This is a genomic window from Chryseobacterium daeguense DSM 19388 (genome assembly GCF_000430825.1).
Taxonomy (GTDB): Bacteria; Bacteroidota; Bacteroidia; order Flavobacteriales; family Weeksellaceae; genus Chryseobacterium; species Chryseobacterium daeguense.
Window position 1 is genome coordinate 57,460 of record NZ_AUMT01000002.1, and the last position, 20,339, is coordinate 77,798.

General features: G+C 36.1%; 16 protein-coding genes. 4 read left to right on the forward strand and 12 right to left on the reverse strand.

The features are described from left to right. Positions 1 to 60 precede the first annotated feature (60 nt). Positions 61 to 2,301: a TonB-dependent receptor gene (locus H560_RS0102710; protein WP_027378617.1), complete on the reverse strand. Its 2,241-nt coding sequence runs from the start codon at positions 2,299 to 2,301 to the stop codon at positions 61 to 63. 330 nt (positions 2,302 to 2,631) lie between these two features. Between H560_RS0102710 and H560_RS0102715 the strand changes: the two genes are divergently transcribed. After that, the gene (locus H560_RS0102715; protein WP_027378618.1) at positions 2,632 to 3,135 is read left to right on the forward strand and encodes a superoxide dismutase family protein; all 504 of its coding nucleotides are present in this window, start codon (positions 2,632 to 2,634) and stop codon (positions 3,133 to 3,135) included. 76 nt (positions 3,136 to 3,211) lie between these two features. Here the strand turns inward: H560_RS0102715 and H560_RS0102720 are convergent, their stop codons facing one another. The 3 genes from H560_RS0102720 to H560_RS0102740 all read right to left on the reverse strand — a co-directional run bounded on the left by H560_RS0102720 (position 3,212) and on the right by H560_RS0102740 (position 8,935). Further along, entirely contained in the window at positions 3,212 to 5,341 is a 2,130-nt protein-coding gene (locus H560_RS0102720) for a carboxy terminal-processing peptidase (RefSeq protein WP_027378619.1), read from the reverse strand. Between the two features lie 444 nt (positions 5,342 to 5,785). Next, positions 5,786 to 6,592 carry a DUF4249 domain-containing protein gene (locus H560_RS0102735; RefSeq protein ID WP_027378620.1) on the reverse strand — a complete coding sequence of 269 codons (807 nt, stop codon included), beginning with the start codon at positions 6,590 to 6,592 and terminating at the stop codon, positions 5,786 to 5,788. 3 nt (positions 6,593 to 6,595) lie between these two features. Next, positions 6,596 to 8,935 carry a TonB-dependent receptor gene (locus tag H560_RS0102740; protein ID WP_027378621.1) on the reverse strand — a complete coding sequence of 780 codons (2,340 nt, stop codon included), beginning with the start codon at positions 8,933 to 8,935 and terminating at the stop codon, positions 6,596 to 6,598. 332 nt (positions 8,936 to 9,267) lie between these two features. Between H560_RS0102740 and surE the strand changes: the two genes are divergently transcribed. Further along, positions 9,268 to 10,038 (forward strand): 5'/3'-nucleotidase SurE, encoded by a 771-nt coding sequence (gene surE / locus H560_RS0102745; RefSeq protein ID WP_027378622.1) that lies wholly within the window; start codon positions 9,268 to 9,270, stop codon positions 10,036 to 10,038. Between the two features lie 97 nt (positions 10,039 to 10,135). On the opposite strand, the gene H560_RS0102750 is transcribed toward surE, so the two are convergent. The 3 genes from H560_RS0102750 to H560_RS0102760 are packed head-to-tail and all read right to left on the reverse strand — an operon-like array spanning position 10,136 to position 12,541. Next, positions 10,136 to 11,539 carry a radical SAM protein gene (locus tag H560_RS0102750; RefSeq protein ID WP_027378623.1) on the reverse strand — a complete coding sequence of 468 codons (1,404 nt, stop codon included), beginning with the start codon at positions 11,537 to 11,539 and terminating at the stop codon, positions 10,136 to 10,138. Between the two features lie 10 nt (positions 11,540 to 11,549). Beyond that, entirely contained in the window at positions 11,550 to 11,783 is a 234-nt protein-coding gene (locus tag H560_RS0102755; protein WP_027378624.1) for a hypothetical protein, read from the reverse strand. Between the two features lie 11 nt (positions 11,784 to 11,794). Beyond that, entirely contained in the window at positions 11,795 to 12,541 is a 747-nt protein-coding gene (locus H560_RS0102760) for a prolipoprotein diacylglyceryl transferase (protein WP_027378625.1), read from the reverse strand. A 62-nt stretch (positions 12,542 to 12,603) separates the two neighbouring features. Here H560_RS0102760 and H560_RS0102765 point away from each other — a divergent pair, with 62 nt between their 5' ends. Together H560_RS0102765 and H560_RS0102770 are read left to right on the forward strand one after the other, a co-directional pair. After that, positions 12,604 to 13,644 carry a GMP reductase gene (locus H560_RS0102765; protein ID WP_027378626.1) on the forward strand — a complete coding sequence of 347 codons (1,041 nt, stop codon included), beginning with the start codon at positions 12,604 to 12,606 and terminating at the stop codon, positions 13,642 to 13,644. A gap of 4 nt (positions 13,645 to 13,648) precedes the next feature. Next, positions 13,649 to 14,389, forward strand: a complete 741-nt coding sequence (locus tag H560_RS0102770; RefSeq protein WP_228372406.1) for a DUF1835 domain-containing protein — start codon at positions 13,649 to 13,651, stop codon at positions 14,387 to 14,389. A gap of 16 nt (positions 14,390 to 14,405) precedes the next feature. On the opposite strand, the gene H560_RS0102775 is transcribed toward H560_RS0102770, so the two are convergent. The 5 genes from H560_RS0102775 to H560_RS0102795 all read right to left on the reverse strand — a co-directional run bounded on the left by H560_RS0102775 (position 14,406) and on the right by H560_RS0102795 (position 20,319). After that, on the reverse strand, positions 14,406 to 15,725 hold the full coding sequence (locus tag H560_RS0102775; RefSeq protein WP_027378628.1) for a DUF6056 family protein: 1,320 nt from the start codon (positions 15,723 to 15,725) through the stop codon (positions 14,406 to 14,408). Between the two features lie 5 nt (positions 15,726 to 15,730). After that, the gene (fabG, locus tag H560_RS0102780; RefSeq protein ID WP_027378629.1) at positions 15,731 to 16,474 is read right to left on the reverse strand and encodes a 3-oxoacyl-[acyl-carrier-protein] reductase; all 744 of its coding nucleotides are present in this window, start codon (positions 16,472 to 16,474) and stop codon (positions 15,731 to 15,733) included. 180 nt (positions 16,475 to 16,654) lie between these two features. Continuing rightward, positions 16,655 to 18,130, reverse strand: coding sequence for a WG repeat-containing protein (locus H560_RS0102785; protein WP_155844943.1), 1,476 nt, complete (start codon positions 18,128 to 18,130; stop codon positions 16,655 to 16,657). Then, positions 18,131 to 18,805 carry a 16S rRNA (cytidine(1402)-2'-O)-methyltransferase gene (rsmI, locus tag H560_RS0102790; RefSeq protein ID WP_027378631.1) on the reverse strand — a complete coding sequence of 225 codons (675 nt, stop codon included), beginning with the start codon at positions 18,803 to 18,805 and terminating at the stop codon, positions 18,131 to 18,133. A gap of 8 nt (positions 18,806 to 18,813) precedes the next feature. Then, on the reverse strand, positions 18,814 to 20,319 hold the full coding sequence (locus H560_RS0102795; protein ID WP_027378632.1) for a ring-infected erythrocyte surface antigen domain-containing protein: 1,506 nt from the start codon (positions 20,317 to 20,319) through the stop codon (positions 18,814 to 18,816). Positions 20,320 to 20,339: the final 20 nt, after the last annotated feature.

The following is a 20,339-nucleotide window of genomic DNA, read 5'->3' on the forward strand; positions in this document are numbered from 1 at the left end:
ATTCAAAGATATGTATTTATTTAATAATTAAATTATTGAAAATTCTGTTTATTACTATTTTTACAGATTATTATTAATAGCATCCTGTGTCTTATCTACTCCAAAACTGATGAATGCGCCGATAAAAACAAAGGTGTTTACAGGTGGCACAACGGCTGAATTTCTTGATCCGTCAGAAGAAAAATTATATCCGTAAATATTTTTTGAGCCTAAAATATTGGATACACTTAAAACCAGCACCGTAAATGCTTTTGCATCTTTTTTACCTAAATTGGGTAGATAATTGATGCTGAAGTTCAATGCATTATAATCCTTTAATTTTCCCTCATTTCTTACATAGTATACTTCATCATTATTCACTTTTTTGGTGGCAATATCATAATATGGACGTCCTTTTGTGTAAGTATAAGAAAAATTAACTCCTGTTTTCCATTTAGTAATGAATCTTTTCGCTACTGCAGAAATAGTATGCTCTGATGCGAAATTGGGTTTCAAGCTAAAAGGATAATTAATAAAATCCCTCTTCGAATCCAAAAACGAATAACTGATCCAGTAATCTATATTTTCGAACGTTTTTTTGTCTCTCCAGAAAAGCTCAAGCCCTTTTGCATAGCCATAACCACTGTTGTTATCCGCAGTCTGGACATACTGATTCTGACCGTCTTTAAAAGGTAAATTTTTAACCTTCAGCAAATCATCATACTTTTTGTAAAACGCTTCAAATCGTAAACTTCTGCCTTCGGTAGCCCTCTGAACCTGTAAAATATAATGCTGAGACTTCTGGAAATCCAGATTTGCAGGGCCGTTGATGTACCTGCTTTCAGGATTCTGATAGAAAAGTCCATAGGCAAAAGAGGTGGTCCAGTTGGCTGCAAAACGGTAAGCTAAAGCAAATCTTGGTGCAATATTGCTCTTTTTAAGATAAGAAGAATTCTCTGCTCTCACTCCTATTTTCGCGGACAGCTGATTGCTGAAACCCAAATCTGTTTCCACAAAAACAGAAGAAATGAAATCTTTATAGTTTTTTTCTACAAAATCGTTAAAATTAAGTTTTTCATTCGTACTGTTCAGTTCAAACCCTCCGCGTAAGGCACTGATTTTATTAATTTTCCTTTCTAAAACTGCTTTGAAATTGATATAATTTCCGTCATTCAAAAGTTTTGTATTTCCGGATTCAATGTTATCTTTTTGAGTTGAAAAATCAAGATCGGACTTATTATAAGAATAAGAAGCACCCGCATTGAAAAGATATTTCCCGAATTTTTGTTTGAAAGATAAATTATGATAAGTGTTTTTGCCTTTTAAATTGACCAGCGACTGATCATATTCTTGGGGCTCAAGGCTTTCCATGGTAACACCCATCCTGTTGGAGTCGTACATTCCGTAATATTTGAAGAAGCCGCCAGATTTTGTTTTGATTCTGAAATTAAAATCCGCGTTCAGGCCTTGAGGCGCCTCTGAAAAATTGGTGTTAAAATTAAAAACTTCCTGCATCAGCTTTAGATTTGAATAACCTAAAGTAGCCCCAAAAGAAGAATTTTTACTTTCACTTAATCTCTGAAACCCCGCATTCAAAAAAATAGGAGAAACTCCGAAATCGTATGAGCTTTGATCCGGAAGATCAACACTTTCGAGCATCAGCGCTCCGGAAAGCGCCTGCCCGTACAGCGCAGAATATCCGCCACTGGAAAAAACATTTCCTTTAAAAAGAGAAGTATTAAAACGGTCCCTGCCCGCAATTCCCGGAACTGAATTTGAAAAATAGTTATTAATAAGGCTTCCGTCCATGAAAATTTTAGATTCTGTTCCCGTTCCGCCACGGATAAAAAGACCTTCTGTTTCTCCAACTTTCTGAACGCCGGGAAGATAAGTCAATGCAGATGAAATCTGGCCGTCCGCTCCTGCTGTGGTGTAGATATCAATCGGGGTTAAAAGTGCTGTTGCTCTTTTTTTGTCACTTGCTTCGATAGAACCTGCGGAAACTACTACCGCATCAATTTCATTGATCTGTTCTTTTAATTCTGCATTTACAGAAACTTCCTGATTTTCAATGGTAATCGGTTTTTCAACATCGATATATTTCGGATGGGTGAAGGTTAAAACACGATTTCCTTTTTCTGAGGTTTCAAAAGAGAAATTACCTTCGGCATCGGTGGTTGCGCCGTCGTAAGTGTCTTTTAATGTAACATTTACCTCTCCTACTCCTTTGTTTCTGTAGGTAACTTTCCCGGTGATTTTTACCTGGGCAAAATTTAACGTAAATAAGAATAAAGAAATGAGAAATAATAATTTTGTTTTCATAGCTGTTAATTTCGATTCAAAAATAGGAGGATTTTTTGCCTGAATTTAATTTTTGTTGCTGAATTGTCGTTTTTTAATTCTGAATCGTCTTTTTTGTTTCAACACTAAACTAAGTTCACAACGTTTTTTAAAAATATCATGTATATCTTTCCTTCGCAAAGGCGTTTCGCTCAGCAAAGATTAGTTTAAAAAACTTAAATTATATGAGCAAAAGACAAGCTGTAATATAATACAGGGAATTATTATTTAACATAAAAAAAGGCTAATTCCTTGAAGGTTTCGGGAAATGTTTTTTAAATTTATCCTAAAATCACTTTAAATCATTTAAAAATGAAAGTAAAAACATTGGCTTTAATGGCCGGATGTGCATTATTTGCTGTTTCTTGCGGAACAACGAATACATACCAGGTCATGTCTAAAAGCAACACCCAAACAGGAGGAACCGCGAAATTTACCCAAAAAGGAAATGAGGTTATCATGAAACTTGATGTTACCAACCTTACTCCGGGAATTCATGCGGTACACATTCATGAAAAAGGCGACTGCTCCGCGGCAGACGGAACCTCAACCGGCGGACACTGGAATCCGGCAAAAGACGATCACGGAAAATGGGGTGCCGAGCACTTCCACATGGGAGATATCGGTAATTTAGTAGCTGACCAGAATGGAAATGCAGTGCTGACTTTCAAGACCGATAAATGGTGTCTGGGATGCGCAGACGAATCTAAAAACATCATAGGAAAAGGTCTTATTGTACATGCTGCTGCGGACGATTTCCATACTCAGCCGACCGGAAATGCGGGAGGAAGAGTAGGATGTGTGGAGATTAAGTAATTCAATTTTATTTAAATAAAAAAACCGTTGGCTTTGAACCTCAGCCAACGGTTTTTTTGTGTTTATAATCTATATCTTAAGACTTTACACTCATATCTGCAATAATGTTCATTGCTTCCTGAAGGTAAGTGTCTTTTCTAAGATTTTTTACCCACATTTCAGATTTTTTCTTGAATGCTTCATCTTTTTTCTCTCTTTCAATCTCGGCAGGATACATCATGAATTTCAGTCCGTTATCGAATTTTGTCAATACTTTGAACTTCTCGATCTGAGCTTTTCTCTGCTTCATCAATTCATTAAACTTATTAATATTAAGCGTAATATTTTCTTCTTTATCCAGTTGCTCTCTCCATTGTGCTGACTCCAATAACAGCTGATAATTGTTGTTTTTAGCCATTCTTGATGCGCTTTTAGCTTCTAAAGCCTTAATGTCAAAGTAATTAAGCTTCTGGAAGCTTGTAGCAGGAATTTTATCCCATGCTAAAGCAAAGTCATCATATCTTTCCCCGATTTCTGCATACGTGAAGAAATCTTTCATCTGAAGGTCAGAAACAATTCCTTTTCTCTGGGTAGATTCCCCGGTAATTCTGTAAAACTTCTGAATAGTAAGCTTCAATGACCCAAAATCATCTTCCGTATTCAGGAATCTGTTTAAATCAACAAATGTCTGAACTGTTCCTTTTCCAAAAGATTGCGGCGAACCAATGATCATTGCTCTTCCGTAATCCTGCATTACCCCAGCTAAAATCTCAGAAGCCGAAGCTGAAAGCTCATTCTGCATGATGACAAGAGGCCCTGTCCAGATTGGGGTTTCATTTTTATTTTTTAAAGTCTGGATTTTTCCGTTTCCGTCTTTTACCTGAACGTAAGGTCCTGCATCCATGAAAAGCCCCATAATATCACCCACTTCCGTCAATGAACCACCGCCGTTATTTCTTAAATCCAGAACAATTCCTTCGATGTTTTGGGCTTTTAATTTAATGATCTCATTTTTAATATCATCAGATGCGTTTCTTCCTTTAGCATCTTCGAAATCTGCGTTGAAGCTTGGTAAATTGATAAACCCGTATTTTTTACCGTTTGGAGAGTTTACAACAATACTTCTTGCGAAAGTATCTTCAATAGCCACCTCTTCACGGATCATGGTTACGTCTTTTATTGTCCCGTCTTTTTTCTGGACGGTTAATGTTACCGGTGTTCCTTTTTCACCTCTGATTAAGCGCACAGCTTCGTCAGAAAGCATTCCCACGACATTTACGGCATCTTCTTTCGGTTTGGATTTTACTTTTAAAATTTTATCCCCTTCGGAAAGCTGTTTAGATTTCCATGCAGGTGCCCCGATCGTCAATGCTCCCAGATAAAGATTTCCTTTTTTCTCCTGAATGATTGCTCCGATACCGATTACTTTCCCTGTGAAGTTGGTATCAAAATCTTCTTTATCCTTTGGAGAGTAATAATTGGTGTGAGGATCGAAAACTTCCGTATAAGCGTTCATGTAAACGGTGAACCAATCCATTTTCTTTCTCTTTTTAAACCTTGTAAATGTTTCTTTTACAAGATCTTTCACTTCATTAGTCGCTTTTTTAAGCTTCTGATCCGGTGCAAGAGGCTGATATTTTATGGTATCTTTCAGGTTATACTTTTGAACGGAATCTTTCTTCTCTTTCTGAGCTTCTTCCTTGCTGTTCATAGATTCAATTTCCTGAAGGATATTGTATTTGATGAATTTTTTCCACTCGTTGTATTGCTCCTGCTTATTGGCAGGAACTTTTTTTAACTTTGGCTCAAGTGTAAGCGTTTCATCTTCTTCAAGGTTAATAGGCTTGCTGAAAATATCCTGAGTGATCTTATCGATCTCATCTACCCTCTGATACAGCCTGTCGATTGTAAGTTTATAGAAAGTAAGGTCCCCCTGATTAATATAATCATCAAGCTTTGTTTCATGCTTTCCGAACTCATCCATATCAGACTGCAGGAAGTATCTTTTTGCCGGATCTACCAGCTCGAAGTAATGTTTGTAAACATCTTTCGAATAGGCATCGTTAATAGGCTTTGGGCTGTAATGTAAGTAAGAAAGTGTGTTCTTTACGCTCACCATTATTGTCTGCATCTTTTCATCATCGTTCTTTGGCGAGTTGAAACAAAACATTAGACTTGTTAATGGAATTAGGAGTAAAAATTTATTTAGTTTAAAATTTTTCCACATAAATCTGTCATGTATTTTTATTAATTTCTAAAAAGTATCTCAATAAGTAGCAAATTTTCATTTACTGTTACAAAATATCAAATTTAATACCTTCTTTGTAAATATCGGTTACTTTTAAGAATTTTTGTTAAAATGAAAACGCAAAGTAATTATTTTCAGTCATCAGCACAAATTTTCAATAAGTCAATAATTTTAATTAAGGCTTTTCGGTTGATAAGGAAGCTGGCTGCTGGGAGAAGGAAGTTAGTTGGGGGTAAAAAATGTTAAGTCCTGTAATTTATTATTCCTTTAAATTGCTTCTTCAAATTTTACAGCAATGTCAGAAATTGTAGGCCTGATAGCAACTTCCAGCTTCCTTCTTCCGGCTTTCACCACTAAAAAATAACGCCACTTTTTTTAGTGACGTTATTTATATTCCCGAAAATTTTTAATCTAAAATCTAATTTACTCAATAACAATACTTTTCGTCCTTACTGTATGAGCAGAAAAATATCCCAGAGCTCCATTATTAATGTTGCTTGGAGGATTGGCCGGAGTAACACCTCCACCGGGACCACCATCTGACAGCTGCAACAAGGCCGAGTAATAAGTGTAAACGCTTTGATCAATACACTGCATTTCCACATGAATCGTATCTCCCACAACGACTTTGATATCATCTGCTTCCTCATCATCGTTGGGAAGAAGTAGCGGTCTTTGGTTGGGAAGCCCGTTATTCACATTATCAGAAAATTCTGAAAAAAACCTCTTCGGATTGTTGTTTACCGTAAAACTAAAAAGATAACGGTTTCCTAACGCCTGAGGATCTGTAAAAACAGGTAAAAGCGTATAGCTAGTTTCGCCGCCAACCATGAAAGAATCCTGCTCTAACCCTTCAAATGAAACAGCTGAAGGCATAGTACTTTGAGCTGTATATTCTTTACCTTCTGCCTGGATTTTTAAGGTATAAACTCTTCCCGATACGCCTGTAAAAGCAGAAGTTTTGTAATTTCCGTTGCCTGCATATTGTAATGTTTCGGTCTGCCCGGCATTGTCGCTTAATACTACAACGGCGTTTTCAACAGCAGGATATTGATTGATTTCTGTAAAAGCTACGGATTTCGTAATTCTTACATAATAAGGCCCTGCCTGATCTGTAACATTACCTTCAATAATGATTTTCCCGCTTTGATCTTCAAGATTAAGGTCGATTTCCTTTTCACACGACGTTACCAAAAAAATCGATATAATGATTAAAAATATATTTTTCATGATCTAAAATTTGAAATTATAGGTGATATTAGGTACCCATCTGAATAATGAGGTCTGTATTGCCCGCGTAGTTCCCGGTTTATCCGGATTGTCTTCAAAAGTGATGATGTAGGCATTTTCTCTTCCGTACACATTATAAATCCCGAAAGACCATGAACCTTTAAAACGTTTATTGGAAACAGGCTCATATGTTGCACTCAGGTCCATCCTGTGATAAGCAGGCATTCTGTCTGCGTTTCTGCTGCTGTACTGGAAAATAGTCTGCCCGTTCAGCTCATATTTACCCGTAGGGAAAGTAACCGCATTACCGGTGCTGTAAAGGAATAATCCTGAAAAAGACCATTTCGGATTCAGCTGATAAGTGGCCACTACCGAAAGATCATGTGTTTTGTCCATTCTGGCGTTGTACCAATCATTATCATTAATTCCGTTTATCTTTCTTTCTGTTTTTGATAAGGTATAAGAAATCCATCCGGTAAGCTTTCCGCTTTTCTTTTTAGCGATTAATTCTAAACCATAAGCCCTTCCTTTTCCAAAAAGTAATTCACTTTCCACATCTGCCGCGGTATCGAATGTAATCTGTGCTCCGTTTTTATAATCAATCTGATTTTGCATTGATTTATAATAAATCTCGGCATTCAGCTCATAATTATTATTGTTAAAGTTCCTGCTGTAGCCCATGCTCAGCTGGTCTGCAATTTCCGGCTTTACAGTATAGCTACTCCCGATCCACTGGTCGGTGGGATTTCCGCTGCCGCTGTTACTTAAAAGGTGAAGATTTTGTGTATTCCTGGAATAACCTCCTTTGATGCTGCTTACTTCATTAATTCTGTAATTGGCGGTAATTCTGGGCTCAAGGTTTACATATGTTTTCCCAAATTTGCCTTTTTCCAGCATTTTAGATTCGGTAAGATTTCCGTTTTCATAAATATTAAAAGTATCCCCTCCCAGAACACTGAATGCTGAAAGTCTTACACCATAATTAATGGTAAGCTTTTCTGTTGCTTTAAAATCATCATTGATATACAAGGCGTTTTCCCAGGAAGATCTTGGATTTCTCGGAAAGCTGCTGACGCTTGTTCCCGATGCGCTGCTTGGTGTAATAGTGTGATAAATAGACTGTAAACCAAATTTTACAGAATGCTTATTTCCTGCAAACCAGCTAAAATCCTGCTTAAGATTCCAGTCTTCTATCTGGGAATCCAATCCGAAGGTATTATTGTTGCTTGAAAGGCTTACATTGTAATTGTAATTGCTGTAAATAAGGGATGTATTGGAAAATAATTTACTGCTGATAATGCTGTTCCAGCGAAGTGTTGCCGTGGTATTCCCCCAATCCGTTGAAAAAGTGTCTCCCAGTCCCAGAACGTCCCTTCCGAAATACCCTGATAAATAAAGCCTGTTATTTTCATTGATCTGGTAATTGGCTTTTAAATTAAGATCATAAAAATACAGTTTGCTGTCTTTAAAATCATCTGTTGCTTTCAAAAAAAGATCGGCATAAGTTCTTCTCCCGGAAACAATAAATGAAGATTTTTCTTTTTGAATAGGCCCTTCCACACTCAGCCTGCTGCTGATTAATCCTATTCCACCGTTTACATTGTAATCTTTATTGTTCCCGTCTTTCATTTTTACATCCAGAACAGATGACAGTCTTCCTCCATACTGTGCCGGACTGTTTCCTTTGATTATACTCGCGTCCTTCAATGCGTCACTGTTGAATGTGCTGAAAAATCCCAGCAAATGCGAAGCATTGTATACAGGGGCTTCATCCAGCAATATCAGGTTTTGATCTGCTGCGCCTCCCCTTACGCTGAATCCGCTGCTGCCTTCTCCGTTGCTTTTAATTCCAGGCAAAAGCTGAATGGTTTTCATAACATCCCTCTCGCCGAATAAAACAGGAAGTTTTTCTATGCTTTTAATGCTCAGGGTTTCCGTACCCATCTGAGCGGTACTGAGATTTTTGTCTTTTTTGATCCCGGAAAGCACGACTTCGTCAATTTTTGTTGTATTTTCCTGAATTTCAGATTCGGAGCTTAGCTGAAGATCCTGCTTAACATTTTCTTCAACAACAATATTTTGCTGAAAATCCTGATATCCTGGATTTGAAATTATTAAAGTGTACACACCCCTCGGAAGAGAGAGCGAGTAAAAGCCATATTCATTGGCGGCAACAGATATTGAAGGGTCTTCTGCCACCTTTACCATAACCCCAATGAGCAGCTCTCCGTTCTTTTTATCTTTTACCGTGCCGCTTACCGAGTATTTTTGCTGGGCAAAAACAACAGTACTGAAACAAATTGCTGCTGCGGAAGTGGCAATCTTAAAAAAGGATGTTTGCATTAGTTTATTTTTATTGTAGTATTACTTTGGGCGAATAATGTCCCATAATACCAATTTTATAGTTATTATTTGGTATTCAAAACGCTTTAGTTTTCAAAATATTTTCTTTTAGAGCAAATAAAAACAAAACATAATATTCATCCTATTACAATAATAATTTCCATAGATAAATCATTTTATATTACTTTTTTAAATATTATTTTTAATCTTAGACTTAAAAAAAGAAGATTTACCCTGTTTCATTTAAAATAATTCTTAAATAATTTATATAAGTACAAATGAATCAATAATCATCAAATTACATCGTATATTTGTGAAAATTAAATTTTTTTATGGAAAGACCACTTATTCTGGTTACCAATGATGACGGAATTACAGCACCGGGTATCAGAAATCTAGTCAGTTTTATGAACGAAATAGGAGAAGTAGTAGTCGTTGCTCCCAATTCTCCACAAAGCGGTAAAGGTCACGCTATTACCATTAATTCTACCCTAAGCTACGAAGAAGTGCATCTTGAAGGGCCTCAAAGAGATTTTTCATGCAGCGGTACCCCCGTTGACTGTGTAAAAATGGCTCTTGATAAAATCCTTCCAAGAAGACCGGATATTGTAGTATCAGGAATCAATCACGGTGCGAATTCTTCCATCAACGTAATCTATTCCGGTACCATGTCTGCCGCTGTAGAAGCGGGAGTAGAAAATCTTCCGGCGATTGGGTTTTCATTATTGGATTTCAGCTGGGAGGCAGATTTTACACAAGCTAAAGAACATATTCAGAATATCGTAAGAAGAACACTGGAAAAGCCGATGCCGAAAGGAATTGTTTTAAATGTAAACATCCCCAAGCTGAGCAAAGAAGAAATAAAAGGCGTAAAAGTCTGCAAGCAGGCTCATGCAAAATGGGAAGAAAGCTTTGATGAAAGGGTGAATCCTCACGGTAAAAAATATTACTGGCTTACAGGATATTTCAACAATATGGATGAGTCTCCTGATGCGGATGAAACGGCCCTGGCCAACGGGTATATTTCGATTGTTCCTGTGAAATTTGATATGACGGCGTATGAGTATATGAAAACGCTGGAAGAGGTAATGAATTTTGATTAAATCAATCTATATAATTTAACCACAGATTTCACGGATTAACACAGATTTTATATGCAATCATCTGTGAAAATTTGTGAAATCTGTGGTTAAATTTAAATTAAAACAAAACCTTATCCTCTCTCCTCAATTCCTGCAAATATTTACTCTTATCATCACGGTAAAAAAGGTTCATGGTTTCAAAAGGAATTAATTTCAAATCTTTATTAACGATATGAACACACGATTTCTTCACTGCACGAACATCAAAATCATGCGCATCCATAAAATTCATGATAATAATTCTGAAAAGATTATCATAATCTAAATTTGGAGCTGAAACTTCTGGAAGACAACATAATAGCTGGTTCACTTTAGGCTGTACTTTATCCACGGAAATTCCGGTGCTGAAAATATCCAGAAGCTGCATCTGCAAGCCTGTATCCTGCTCATAAACAATGGTGTTTCTAGTCTCATTGTTCAGTAAATCAGCCGGATTGATATATCGTGTTAAAGGAATGGTTTCACCTTCAAGCTTTAAAATATATCCCATTGCAAGCGCATCCGGATTACACGGAACCGGAATAATATCATCCGAATTCAGTAGGGGAAACTGGTTAAGGATTTCCTGTCTTACCTCCGTGAGCGTAATTTTTTCATAAGCAGAATCTTCACGGTTTCTTCCTGCAATTTCCACTGGCTGAAAAGTAATTCCACGGACACATTTTTGTTTTAAAGCAAAATCAATAATCTTTCCGATCTCATCAATATTTTTTCCTTTTTGAAGAACAATGACCAATGTTGTGGAAAGGCTTAAAGCATTTAATTTTTCCAAAGCCTTCATACGAACATCCGTAAGATCTTTTCCCCTGAAATCCTGTAAAACTTCCGGCTTAAATGAGTCAAACTGCAGGTAAATTTCAAATTCCGGTGCATAAGTTGCCAGCTTTTCTGCAAAACCCGGATCATTGGCTATCCTTACACCGTTGGTATTCAACATTAAATGCTTTATCGGTTTCGATTTAGCAATATCCATTATTTCAAAAAACCGGGGATGAATCGTGGGTTCTCCCCCGCTGATCTGCACGACATCCGGCTCTCCTTCGTTTTTAACAATAATATCAAACATCGCTTCTATTTCCTCCAGACTCCTGTGGCTTCCGTAATGCGGTGAAGACATGGCGTAACATGTAGGACAGGTAAGGTTGCAGCGATCCGTAACTTCCACAATAGAAAGACAGCTATGCTGCTCATGATCAACACATAAGCCGCAGTCGTACGGACATCCGTATTCTACATCGGTACCGAAATGAACGGGCATTTCCGAGGCTTTGTTATAGTTTCTTATGTTTTTGTAATAATGAACATCAGAGGCAATTTTTGTCTTAAAAAAGCCATGATCCGGGCATCTTTTCGTCATGAAAACAGCTTCATCCTCAATGATGATCTTTGCTCCGACCCTTTTCAGGCATTCCGGACAAAGACTGATGGTATAATCGTAATAAGTATAATTTCTTACAGGCATAGATTTATTTTTACATTCCTCCGCAGACAAATCCACTGATTAGCCCGCAGATCAATAATGAGATCAGCATCGTCTGCCAAAATTGTTTTTTTGAAAACTTGCGTCCGTCTTTGCTTTCATAAATAAGCTTCACAAAAACTGTAATAACCAAGGATACAAAAACTGCCACACCCACAATGATCAAAATAATCATCGCAACAAGACCGCCAAGATTTCCGACCTCTAAAAGTGTCAATGCTTTCATAATTGATGAATTTAATGTGAATTTACAGTTTTTTTGTTCTTGATTTTAAAAATATAATAAATAATTACGCCAATACAAACCAGCTGAATCGTTCCTAAATTTCCCAGAAGCTCTACCCGCGGCTTAATAAAATCCAGTAAAAACCGGAAAGTGAAGTAACTCATCATAAATAATTGAAAAATAAACCCTGAAGGATACTTATTTTTCTTTTGAATTATTTTTAAAACAATCCAAAGGATGATCAAAAAGGCAATTTCATATAACGCAACCGGATGTCTAAGGTATTGATCTCCAAGATGCATCCCGAAAATAAAATCAGTAGGAATACCGTAAGTTTCCTCATGAACACCCGTCAGAAAACAACCGATCCGGCCGATAATCATTGCTAAAATCAAAGGAAAAACAATTAAATCTCCTGTACTCTCTTTGTGACCAACCACTTTTTTTGCCAGCTCAACGCCTATTAAGCCAAAAGCCAGCCCCCCGACAATCGTATTATTGGTCCAGAAGATTGCAAAATCAAATTGATTAAAAAGTTTAAATGGATTTTCAAGATTTCCAATCAATTTGGATCCGATCAAAGCACCTGCCGTAGCTCCAATTAAAACTGCTGCAGAGGTATTAAAAGAAAGTTTTTCTTTAGATTTTCTTTTTAAATAAAAATAATACCGCATCCCGAGAAAAATCCCTAATGTTTCAAAAACCGGATGCGCAAGAACCGTTTTACCGAAAATGTGAAAAGTAACAGGAAAATCCATGGTTTTAAAAATACTGTATTTAATATTATTTGCTAACTTTATTATTCAAAATAAATTACAAAATGCGTATAGAATATGATATTAAACTGGGATTTAAAGATGTAATGTTCCGTCCGAAACGTTCCACTCTAAAGTCCCGTTCCGAAGTAGATCTTGAAAGAGAATTCACCTTCAGACATACTCAAAAAAAATGGAAGGGAACTCCCATCATTGCAGCAAATATGGATACGGTGGGAACCTTTGAAATGGCAGTGGAGCTAGCAAAAGATAAAATTATTACGGCAGTTCATAAGCATTATACTCCTGAAGAATGGTCTGAATTTCTGAATAGCCAGCCCAAAGAAATCCATCAATATATTGCATTAAGCACCGGAACCGGAAAAGCAGACGAGGAAAAAATAAGAACTATCCTCGAAAAGCATCCAAAAATCGAGTTTCTCTGCATTGATGTGGCCAATGGTTATTCTGAGCATTTCGTGGATTTTGTGAAGAAGGCAAGGGCTAATTTTCCAGATAAAATCATCATCGCCGGCAATGTAGTAACCGGAGAAATGGTTGAAGAGCTGCTTTTGGTAGGTGCGGATATTATAAAAGTCGGGATTGGGCCGGGTTCGGTCTGCACCACACGAGTAAAAACCGGTGTTGGCTATCCTCAGCTTTCTGCGATTATTGAATGTTCTGACGCCGCGCACGGTTTAGGTGGTCATATTATTGCTGACGGCGGTTGTAAAGTTCCCGGAGATGTTGCGAAGGCATTTGGCGGCGGTGCAGATTTTGTAATGCTGGGCGGAATGTTTGCCGGTCATGATGAAAGTGGCGGCGAAATCATTGAAGAGAATGGCAAAAAATACCGCTTATTTTACGGAATGAGCTCAAAAACTGCGATGGATAAGCATTCCGGGGGTGTTGCAGAATATCGGGCATCAGAAGGAAAAACAGTAAAGGTTCCATACAAAGGTCCGGTTTCTGAGACGGTGAAAGATATTTTGGGCGGTGTCCGTTCTACGTGTACCTATGTCGGTGCTTCGAAATTAAAAGAGTTGTCCAAAAGAACAACTTTCATACGGGTTCAGGAACAAGAAAACCAGGTTTTTAAAGATTAGGATTTTGAATACAATATTGAACATAGTAAATGGTGACTGTCTCGCCGGACAACTGAAGGAAGCTTCAGTTGGCGGCGAGACAATTATCTGTAGAGAAGCTTTAGTTTCAGGGCCTTTGCAGGCTGATAATCTGGTAGATTTTTTCGATATGAGAGCAGATTTCATTTCAAAAGAATATCCAGCTGAAAAGGATGATTATTTTAAAAAAGTAGTTTCTGAATTTGATAAAATTTTGGCTATTCCAGAGAATTCTGAGGTGAATCTTTGGTTTGAGGATGACTTATTCTGCCAGGTCAATATGTGGTTTTGCCTTTATTTAATCCCTAAAAATCAAAACTTAAAAATTTACAGGGTATTTCCAAATACAATGAAAGAAAATAACTGGCGTGGTTTTTCCGACTCAGAAATTTCTGATCTTGAGAAATCTTTACAGTCACGGGTTTTATTTGATGAAGCAGATATAGAACTTGGTATTAATCTTTGGAAAGCTTATCAGAATAATGATAAAGAGACATTAAAACAATTATCTGAAAAACAGTCAGATTGCTACCGCTATTTACAGGAAGTTATAAATTCTTATGTCAGTATAAATCCAGAAGTTTTCATTGCAAACTTAATGGAAAACGGCATTAGCGATTTTGATTTGGTCTTTGAAAAATTTCGGGATGAGTTGGGAATTTTCGGATTCGGGGATCTTCAGATTAAGAATATTTTTAATAAAGTTTTGAAGGAAAAAGAAAAATAGAATATCGCAAGATGTCCTATTTTGTTCTTATATATTTTTTATTAAAATATTTTTCCAGCTGGTCATCCACATAGCTTTTATCTTCATTCACTGAAGACATTTCGTCAAAATATAGAACTTTTGGAATAGTTTTTATTTTTTCAACCACTAATGAGTCCTTCTTTGAATTTTGAATGAGAGAAATACGGTTTTCTATTTCTCTATCATATTCTTTTAAATCTGAGAAAAAAACTTCCTGAATAATATTCTTTAAGTTATAATCAATATTAAAATTGGAATATTTTTGCGGTAAAATATCTGTTTCCGGTAAAAAAACAACAATTAAGCTCAGCCACCAGAACTTTTTGATTTTATTAAATTTAAACATCACCAATAATGCAAAAGTAAGCAGGAAAAAGAACATTACATTTTCAAACTGCCGCCCGATTGTATTGATAATATATCCCGTAAACACAAGTGGCAGAAAAGAAATACCCCAAACTAAAACCGATTTTTTAAAGCCGATTTTTTCAGCGATTTCCCTTAACTCATTTTCAAAAATTTTAATAAAAAGCGGAAGGATAAAAATGATTTTAATTAAAATATAGAAAGTATTAAGTCCGAAAGCGCCGATTCTTTTTACCCATTTAATGTAAAAAATATCGGTAGAATCTGCCATTCTTTTAAAATTTCCTGGTGCAAGAAAACTAACCAAAACACCAATTATTGCTATGGTTAATAATATTCTTGTTTCTAGGCTTTTTTTCTGAAAATATAAAGCTGATAAGACTCCTAATAAAAGTAATGCTAAGATTTCGTTAGAACCTGGTAAAATTATTACTAAAGAACAGTTTAAAAACAACCAGAATTTGCCTCCTTTTTTTTGGAACTTTTTGTAGGAAAATAATAGAATACCTGATAAAATAGCTGGCAGAAAGTAAATATTAGACCCGCTAATCCAGAAATAATGTTCTGAAATACTGATCAATAGAACCGTATAAAAGAAAAAAAGAAGAAATGCCTTCTTTATGGATTGGGAAAATGTATCGTTAAAGTATTGTTTAAAATTGAAAGCTGAAACAACAATAAAGCTTATAAATAAAACAGCTGGATATATTTTCGGTAAAATATTTTGCGGATCCTTTGATACAGGATTAAGCATATTGATAGTATAACCGAAATACCTGCCGCCCCAATGGGTATAAAAATCTATTGCATTTCCTATGAAGCCCAATTTTTTTGTTCCCCAGAAATAGATATAATCATCGGTCTGATAAACATTAAAAAAAGCAATGTAAACCAGACCGATAAATAATAAAATCGACAAGAATAAAGTAATATTCTGTGCTAATTTCATATATTTTATGTCAACAAACCTCCGTCTACGTTCAATGTCTGACCATTGATATAAGAAGCCATATCACTTCCTAGAAATACGCATGCATTGGCAACATCTGTTGTTTTTCCAAGCTTTTTCATAGGAATTGCTTCTGCCCATTTCTGAGTTGCTTTTTCGTCTAAAGCTGCCGTCATTTCTGTTTCAATGAATCCCGGAGCAATTGCATTGCAGCGGATGTTTCTTGAACCCAGCTCCAACGCTACAGATTTTGTAAACCCGATAACTCCTGCCTTAGAAGCGGCATAGTTTGCCTGTCCTGCATTTCCGCTGATTCCCACTACTGAAGTCATATTGATAATAGATCCTGATTTTGCCTTCATCATTGGCTTAATCACCGCTTTTGTAAGGTTGAATACGGAATCAAGATTTACATTAATTACTTTGTCCCAATCGTCTTTGGACATTCTCAATAAAAGATTGTCTTTAGTAATTCCTGCATTGTTGATCAGAATATCTACCTGCCCGAATTCTGCCATCACCTCGTCCACTAATGTTTGAGCCGCATCAAAATCCGATGCATCTGATTGGTAACCTTTAATTTGAGTTACAGAACTTAAAGTCGCTTCTAATTCTTTCGCTTTGTCTACAGATCCGGCATAAGTGAATGCTATTTTCGCGCCATGCTGAGCATACATTTCAGCAATTCCCTTCCCGATTCCTCTTGTAGCTCCCGTTATTAGCGCTACTTTTCCTTCTAATAGTTTCATATTTATGACAATTATATTCTTGAACTTCCTAGCCTTTTGAAAGTTGGCTAATATACTATTATTTAAATTTATCAAATAATTGGTGCGCAAAGATATTACAAAATGTTATTCAATGCATTTTAAATCATTTTTTTAGTAAAATTTTATAACAATTTTGGGGCTTTTTTAATAAAAAAGTCACTAATTGATGAAATTTCTTTCCTCCTGTTCCGTGAAATTAATGTATTCAGAAGTTTTACCCTTTAACAGCTTTATTCCCTTCTTATCGGTGATGTATCTATCAAAAATAATCTCTGTTAATGGTTCATGCATATGATTGCTAACCCCGAATTTACCGCCTTTTTTAACCACAAATTCATTGGCTCCGGAAAATGTAAGGATGTCTTCATACACAAAAGGAACCATTTCATTACCATTTTCGTTCAGTATTCCATACAGGTTTTCGCTGTTTTTACCGATTAATGCCGGGTAGGTATCTGAAAGCCTCATGTCCTTAAAACCTTTCAGCTCAGTATATTTCTTGTCTTTAGGTGAAAATCTGTAATAAGTATTTTCTTTTCTGAGGATTAAAGTATTGGGAAAAATTTTCTCAATTTCATATTCATTATCTAAGACATCTTTTAAATCTTTATCCAAAAGATTTTCTTCCTCTCCTTTTCTTAAGTAAAGATATTTTTCCCCGCCAATGTTTAATCCTTCCACCCTGTCATATTCTTTCGGGAAAACAGTTTCTCCTGTAAGTCTTATAACTGCTGCTTTCGGGTTTTTATAATCCTGAGAGGTTTTAAACAAATCATCAAAAATTCTGTTTACATAATGAAAATCAAGATTATAGAGCTTTCCTTCGTTCTTAGAAAAAACGCTTACTTTGTCATCTTTTGTGAGATAAATATATTCACGGCCTACAAAAGCCTGTTCGTAAATTTCGTCGGCTATCAGATTTTCTTTTTCATCTATGATTCCATATTTGTTTTTTGAAACATCCAGGGTAACCAGATACGGGAAAGCATTGATATTGTCCACATTATGATTGGAAATCGTGCTCAGTGTTTTACCGTTATTGTCTATAACTTCACCAGATTTTTCATTTTTTGTGATATAGGTTCGTCCTTTATAAAAACGAAGATCATCGGTAAATTCCCGGTCGGAAACCTGTTTCCCGTCAAAGTCATAGATAAGCCACGTATTGTTGTTTTTAACGAAAAATCTACTGTCGCTTGCAAATTCTATTTTATCAGAAAAAGGAATTATTTGTTTTCCATTAAAATCATAAACACATTCCTTACCCTGTTTTGAATAGATAAGGCGATCCCTTTTCTCCCATGTTCTGAATTTAAAATTATCCAGAGGAATCAGCTCATTTCCTTTTTCATCAATTAAAGCCGTTTTTCCATTGGAATTTCCCGATTTTACCTTTAAAATAAAACGGTTTTTCCATAAACGTGAAATGTCACTTTTAAAAGGATAATCAAAAGTAATAGTGCCTAAAGAATCTACAATGCCGGATTTCCCGGTTTTGGCGTCTGTGAGCATTCCGTAGCCTTTTGCGTAGGAATGAACTTCTTTGCCCAGCTTTTTAGTTAAAAGTATCTGTTTATACTGATCCGTCTGGCCCATGCAAACCGATGAGATCAGTACGAAAATTAATTTTTTCAATTAAATAGAATTATTTACAATGAGAACAATCTCACCTTTTAAAGTTTTGCTTTTTGAAAAATCAATTAACTCGCTGATTGTTCCGCGTTTTGTTTCTTCAAATTTTTTCGAAATTTCCCTGCTCAGGCTTACCTTGGTTTCTTCTCCAAAGAATTCTTTTATCTGTTCCAAGGTCGTGTTGATCTTATGTGGACTTTCGTATAAAACGATGGTCTTTTTCTCTTCTGCAAGCTGTTTCAGCTTTGTTTGCCTCCCTTTTTTCTGGGGCAAAAATCCAGCGAAAAGAAATTCGTTATTCGGAAGGCCGGAAACTACCAAAGCCGGCACAAAAGCCGTGGCTCCGGGAAGGCAAATCATTTCAATATCATTATCAGCACCGGCTTTGCTCAGCAGATATCCGGGGTCCGAAATACCGGGAGTTCCTGCATCGGTAATAATCGCGATATTCTGGCCGTTTTTAAGGTCTGTAATCACTTTTTCCGTTGCCTGATGCTCATTATGCAGATGATAAGATTTTAATGGCTTGGAAATTTCGAAATGCTTTAAAAGAATTCCGGAAGTTCTTGTGTCTTCGCATAAAATGTAATCAACCTCTTTCAAAACATTGACCGCTCTGAAAGTCATATCTTCCAAGTTCCCCACCGGCGTGGGAACAAAATAAAGGATTCCGCTCAAAATTCAGTTTATAAAAATTTATTTTCCACCAATATCCAAAGTCTCTGTGCATACTCGTCCACTTTATTCCATTTTTTCTGATAATAAAGATCGCTCAGGTACTCTTTTGCCTCTTCTAATGTTCTGAAGCTGTTGAGATTAGATACCACTTCATTAAGCTCGGTCTGGCTGCCTCCGAATAATGTTTTTGTAAACGCTATTCTGTCATTAAGATCAAGCTTAAACTGTGGCTTTGGTTTTTCCGCCTCCATAAAATCGGTCGGAATATTGGTTTTTAAAATGCTTCCTGCATCTTCTTTTTTCTCAGTAGCAGCTGGCTTTTCTACAGGAATCTCTCTTTCGAGATGATCATCATCGAAAAGGGTTTGTACTGCTTTAAGCCCTTTAATATTGGCCAGCTTTATCTTTTTTTCCTGCTGATAGGCTTCAAGATTTTCGAAGCTTTCGTCAGATGGATATTTTTCTTTTTCCACTTCGGAAACAGGCCTGTTAATATCAACAATTTTCCTTCTGTCATTAATTTCTGCCAAAATAGACTGTTCCTGCTTTTCTTCTGCAGTAGATTCATTCTTGATTTCGTTTACAATATGCTCTACATTAGATGTTTCTGTGGCCATTTCGCCTTGCTCGATCAGAGTATTTGATGCAAAAAACTGTTCCTCATTCTCTTCAATCAGCATATCTTCTTCAAGAGGTTCCGTATCAAAAATACTTGGGATAACTTCCGGAGTTTCCTCTGTATTTTTTACATTAGATTCAAAACTATCCTGAATTTTTTCCTCTTCATCAAAGTCATTAAGATCATCTCCCTGATCATCTGAAATTTCATTTTCAAATTCATCAATTTCATTTAGCTGATTATTAAAAATAGCCTCTTCTTCCGTTGTTTTCTCATTAAACATTTCTTCATCAATATCATCATCATTTTCCGGTTCGGAATCTGCCAGAATTCTTTCTTCATCTACAAAATTCAATGAATTTTCACCATATTCGGAAGATTCATTTTCATCAATATCATTTAGCTGGCTGTTGAAAACCGATTCTTCTGCTGTTACCTTGTTATTTTGAAGTTCTTCTGCATTTTCTTCTGCAAGAGCCACAAGATTTTCATGGAATTCCTCTTCTACAATTTCGTTCAGCTGATTATTGAAAATGGCTTCTTCTTCTGTAACCTGATTAGAAAAAGATTCTATTTTGTTATCACCTATTTCATTGAATTCATTATTAAATATAGCTTCCTCTTCTGTAATCTCATGGTTTATTTCCTGAGTTTCCGTAACAATAACCACTGAAGAAAGCTTTTCATCTTTATCCGAAAACAACATAGAATCTTCATTTCCAAAGTATTCTAAATTCTTTTCCAGCAACCGCAAAAACGAAATCCTGTTCGCAAGCTCATCCACAAGATCCTGCCTGGAAAGTAATTCGTCCACATTATTTATTTTATCCAGAATCGCTATAATATTCTTGGATTCAAAAAAAATCTTTTCCTTTAAATCTTGGATGTTCTGCATATTAAGAATCTTGTTAAAAT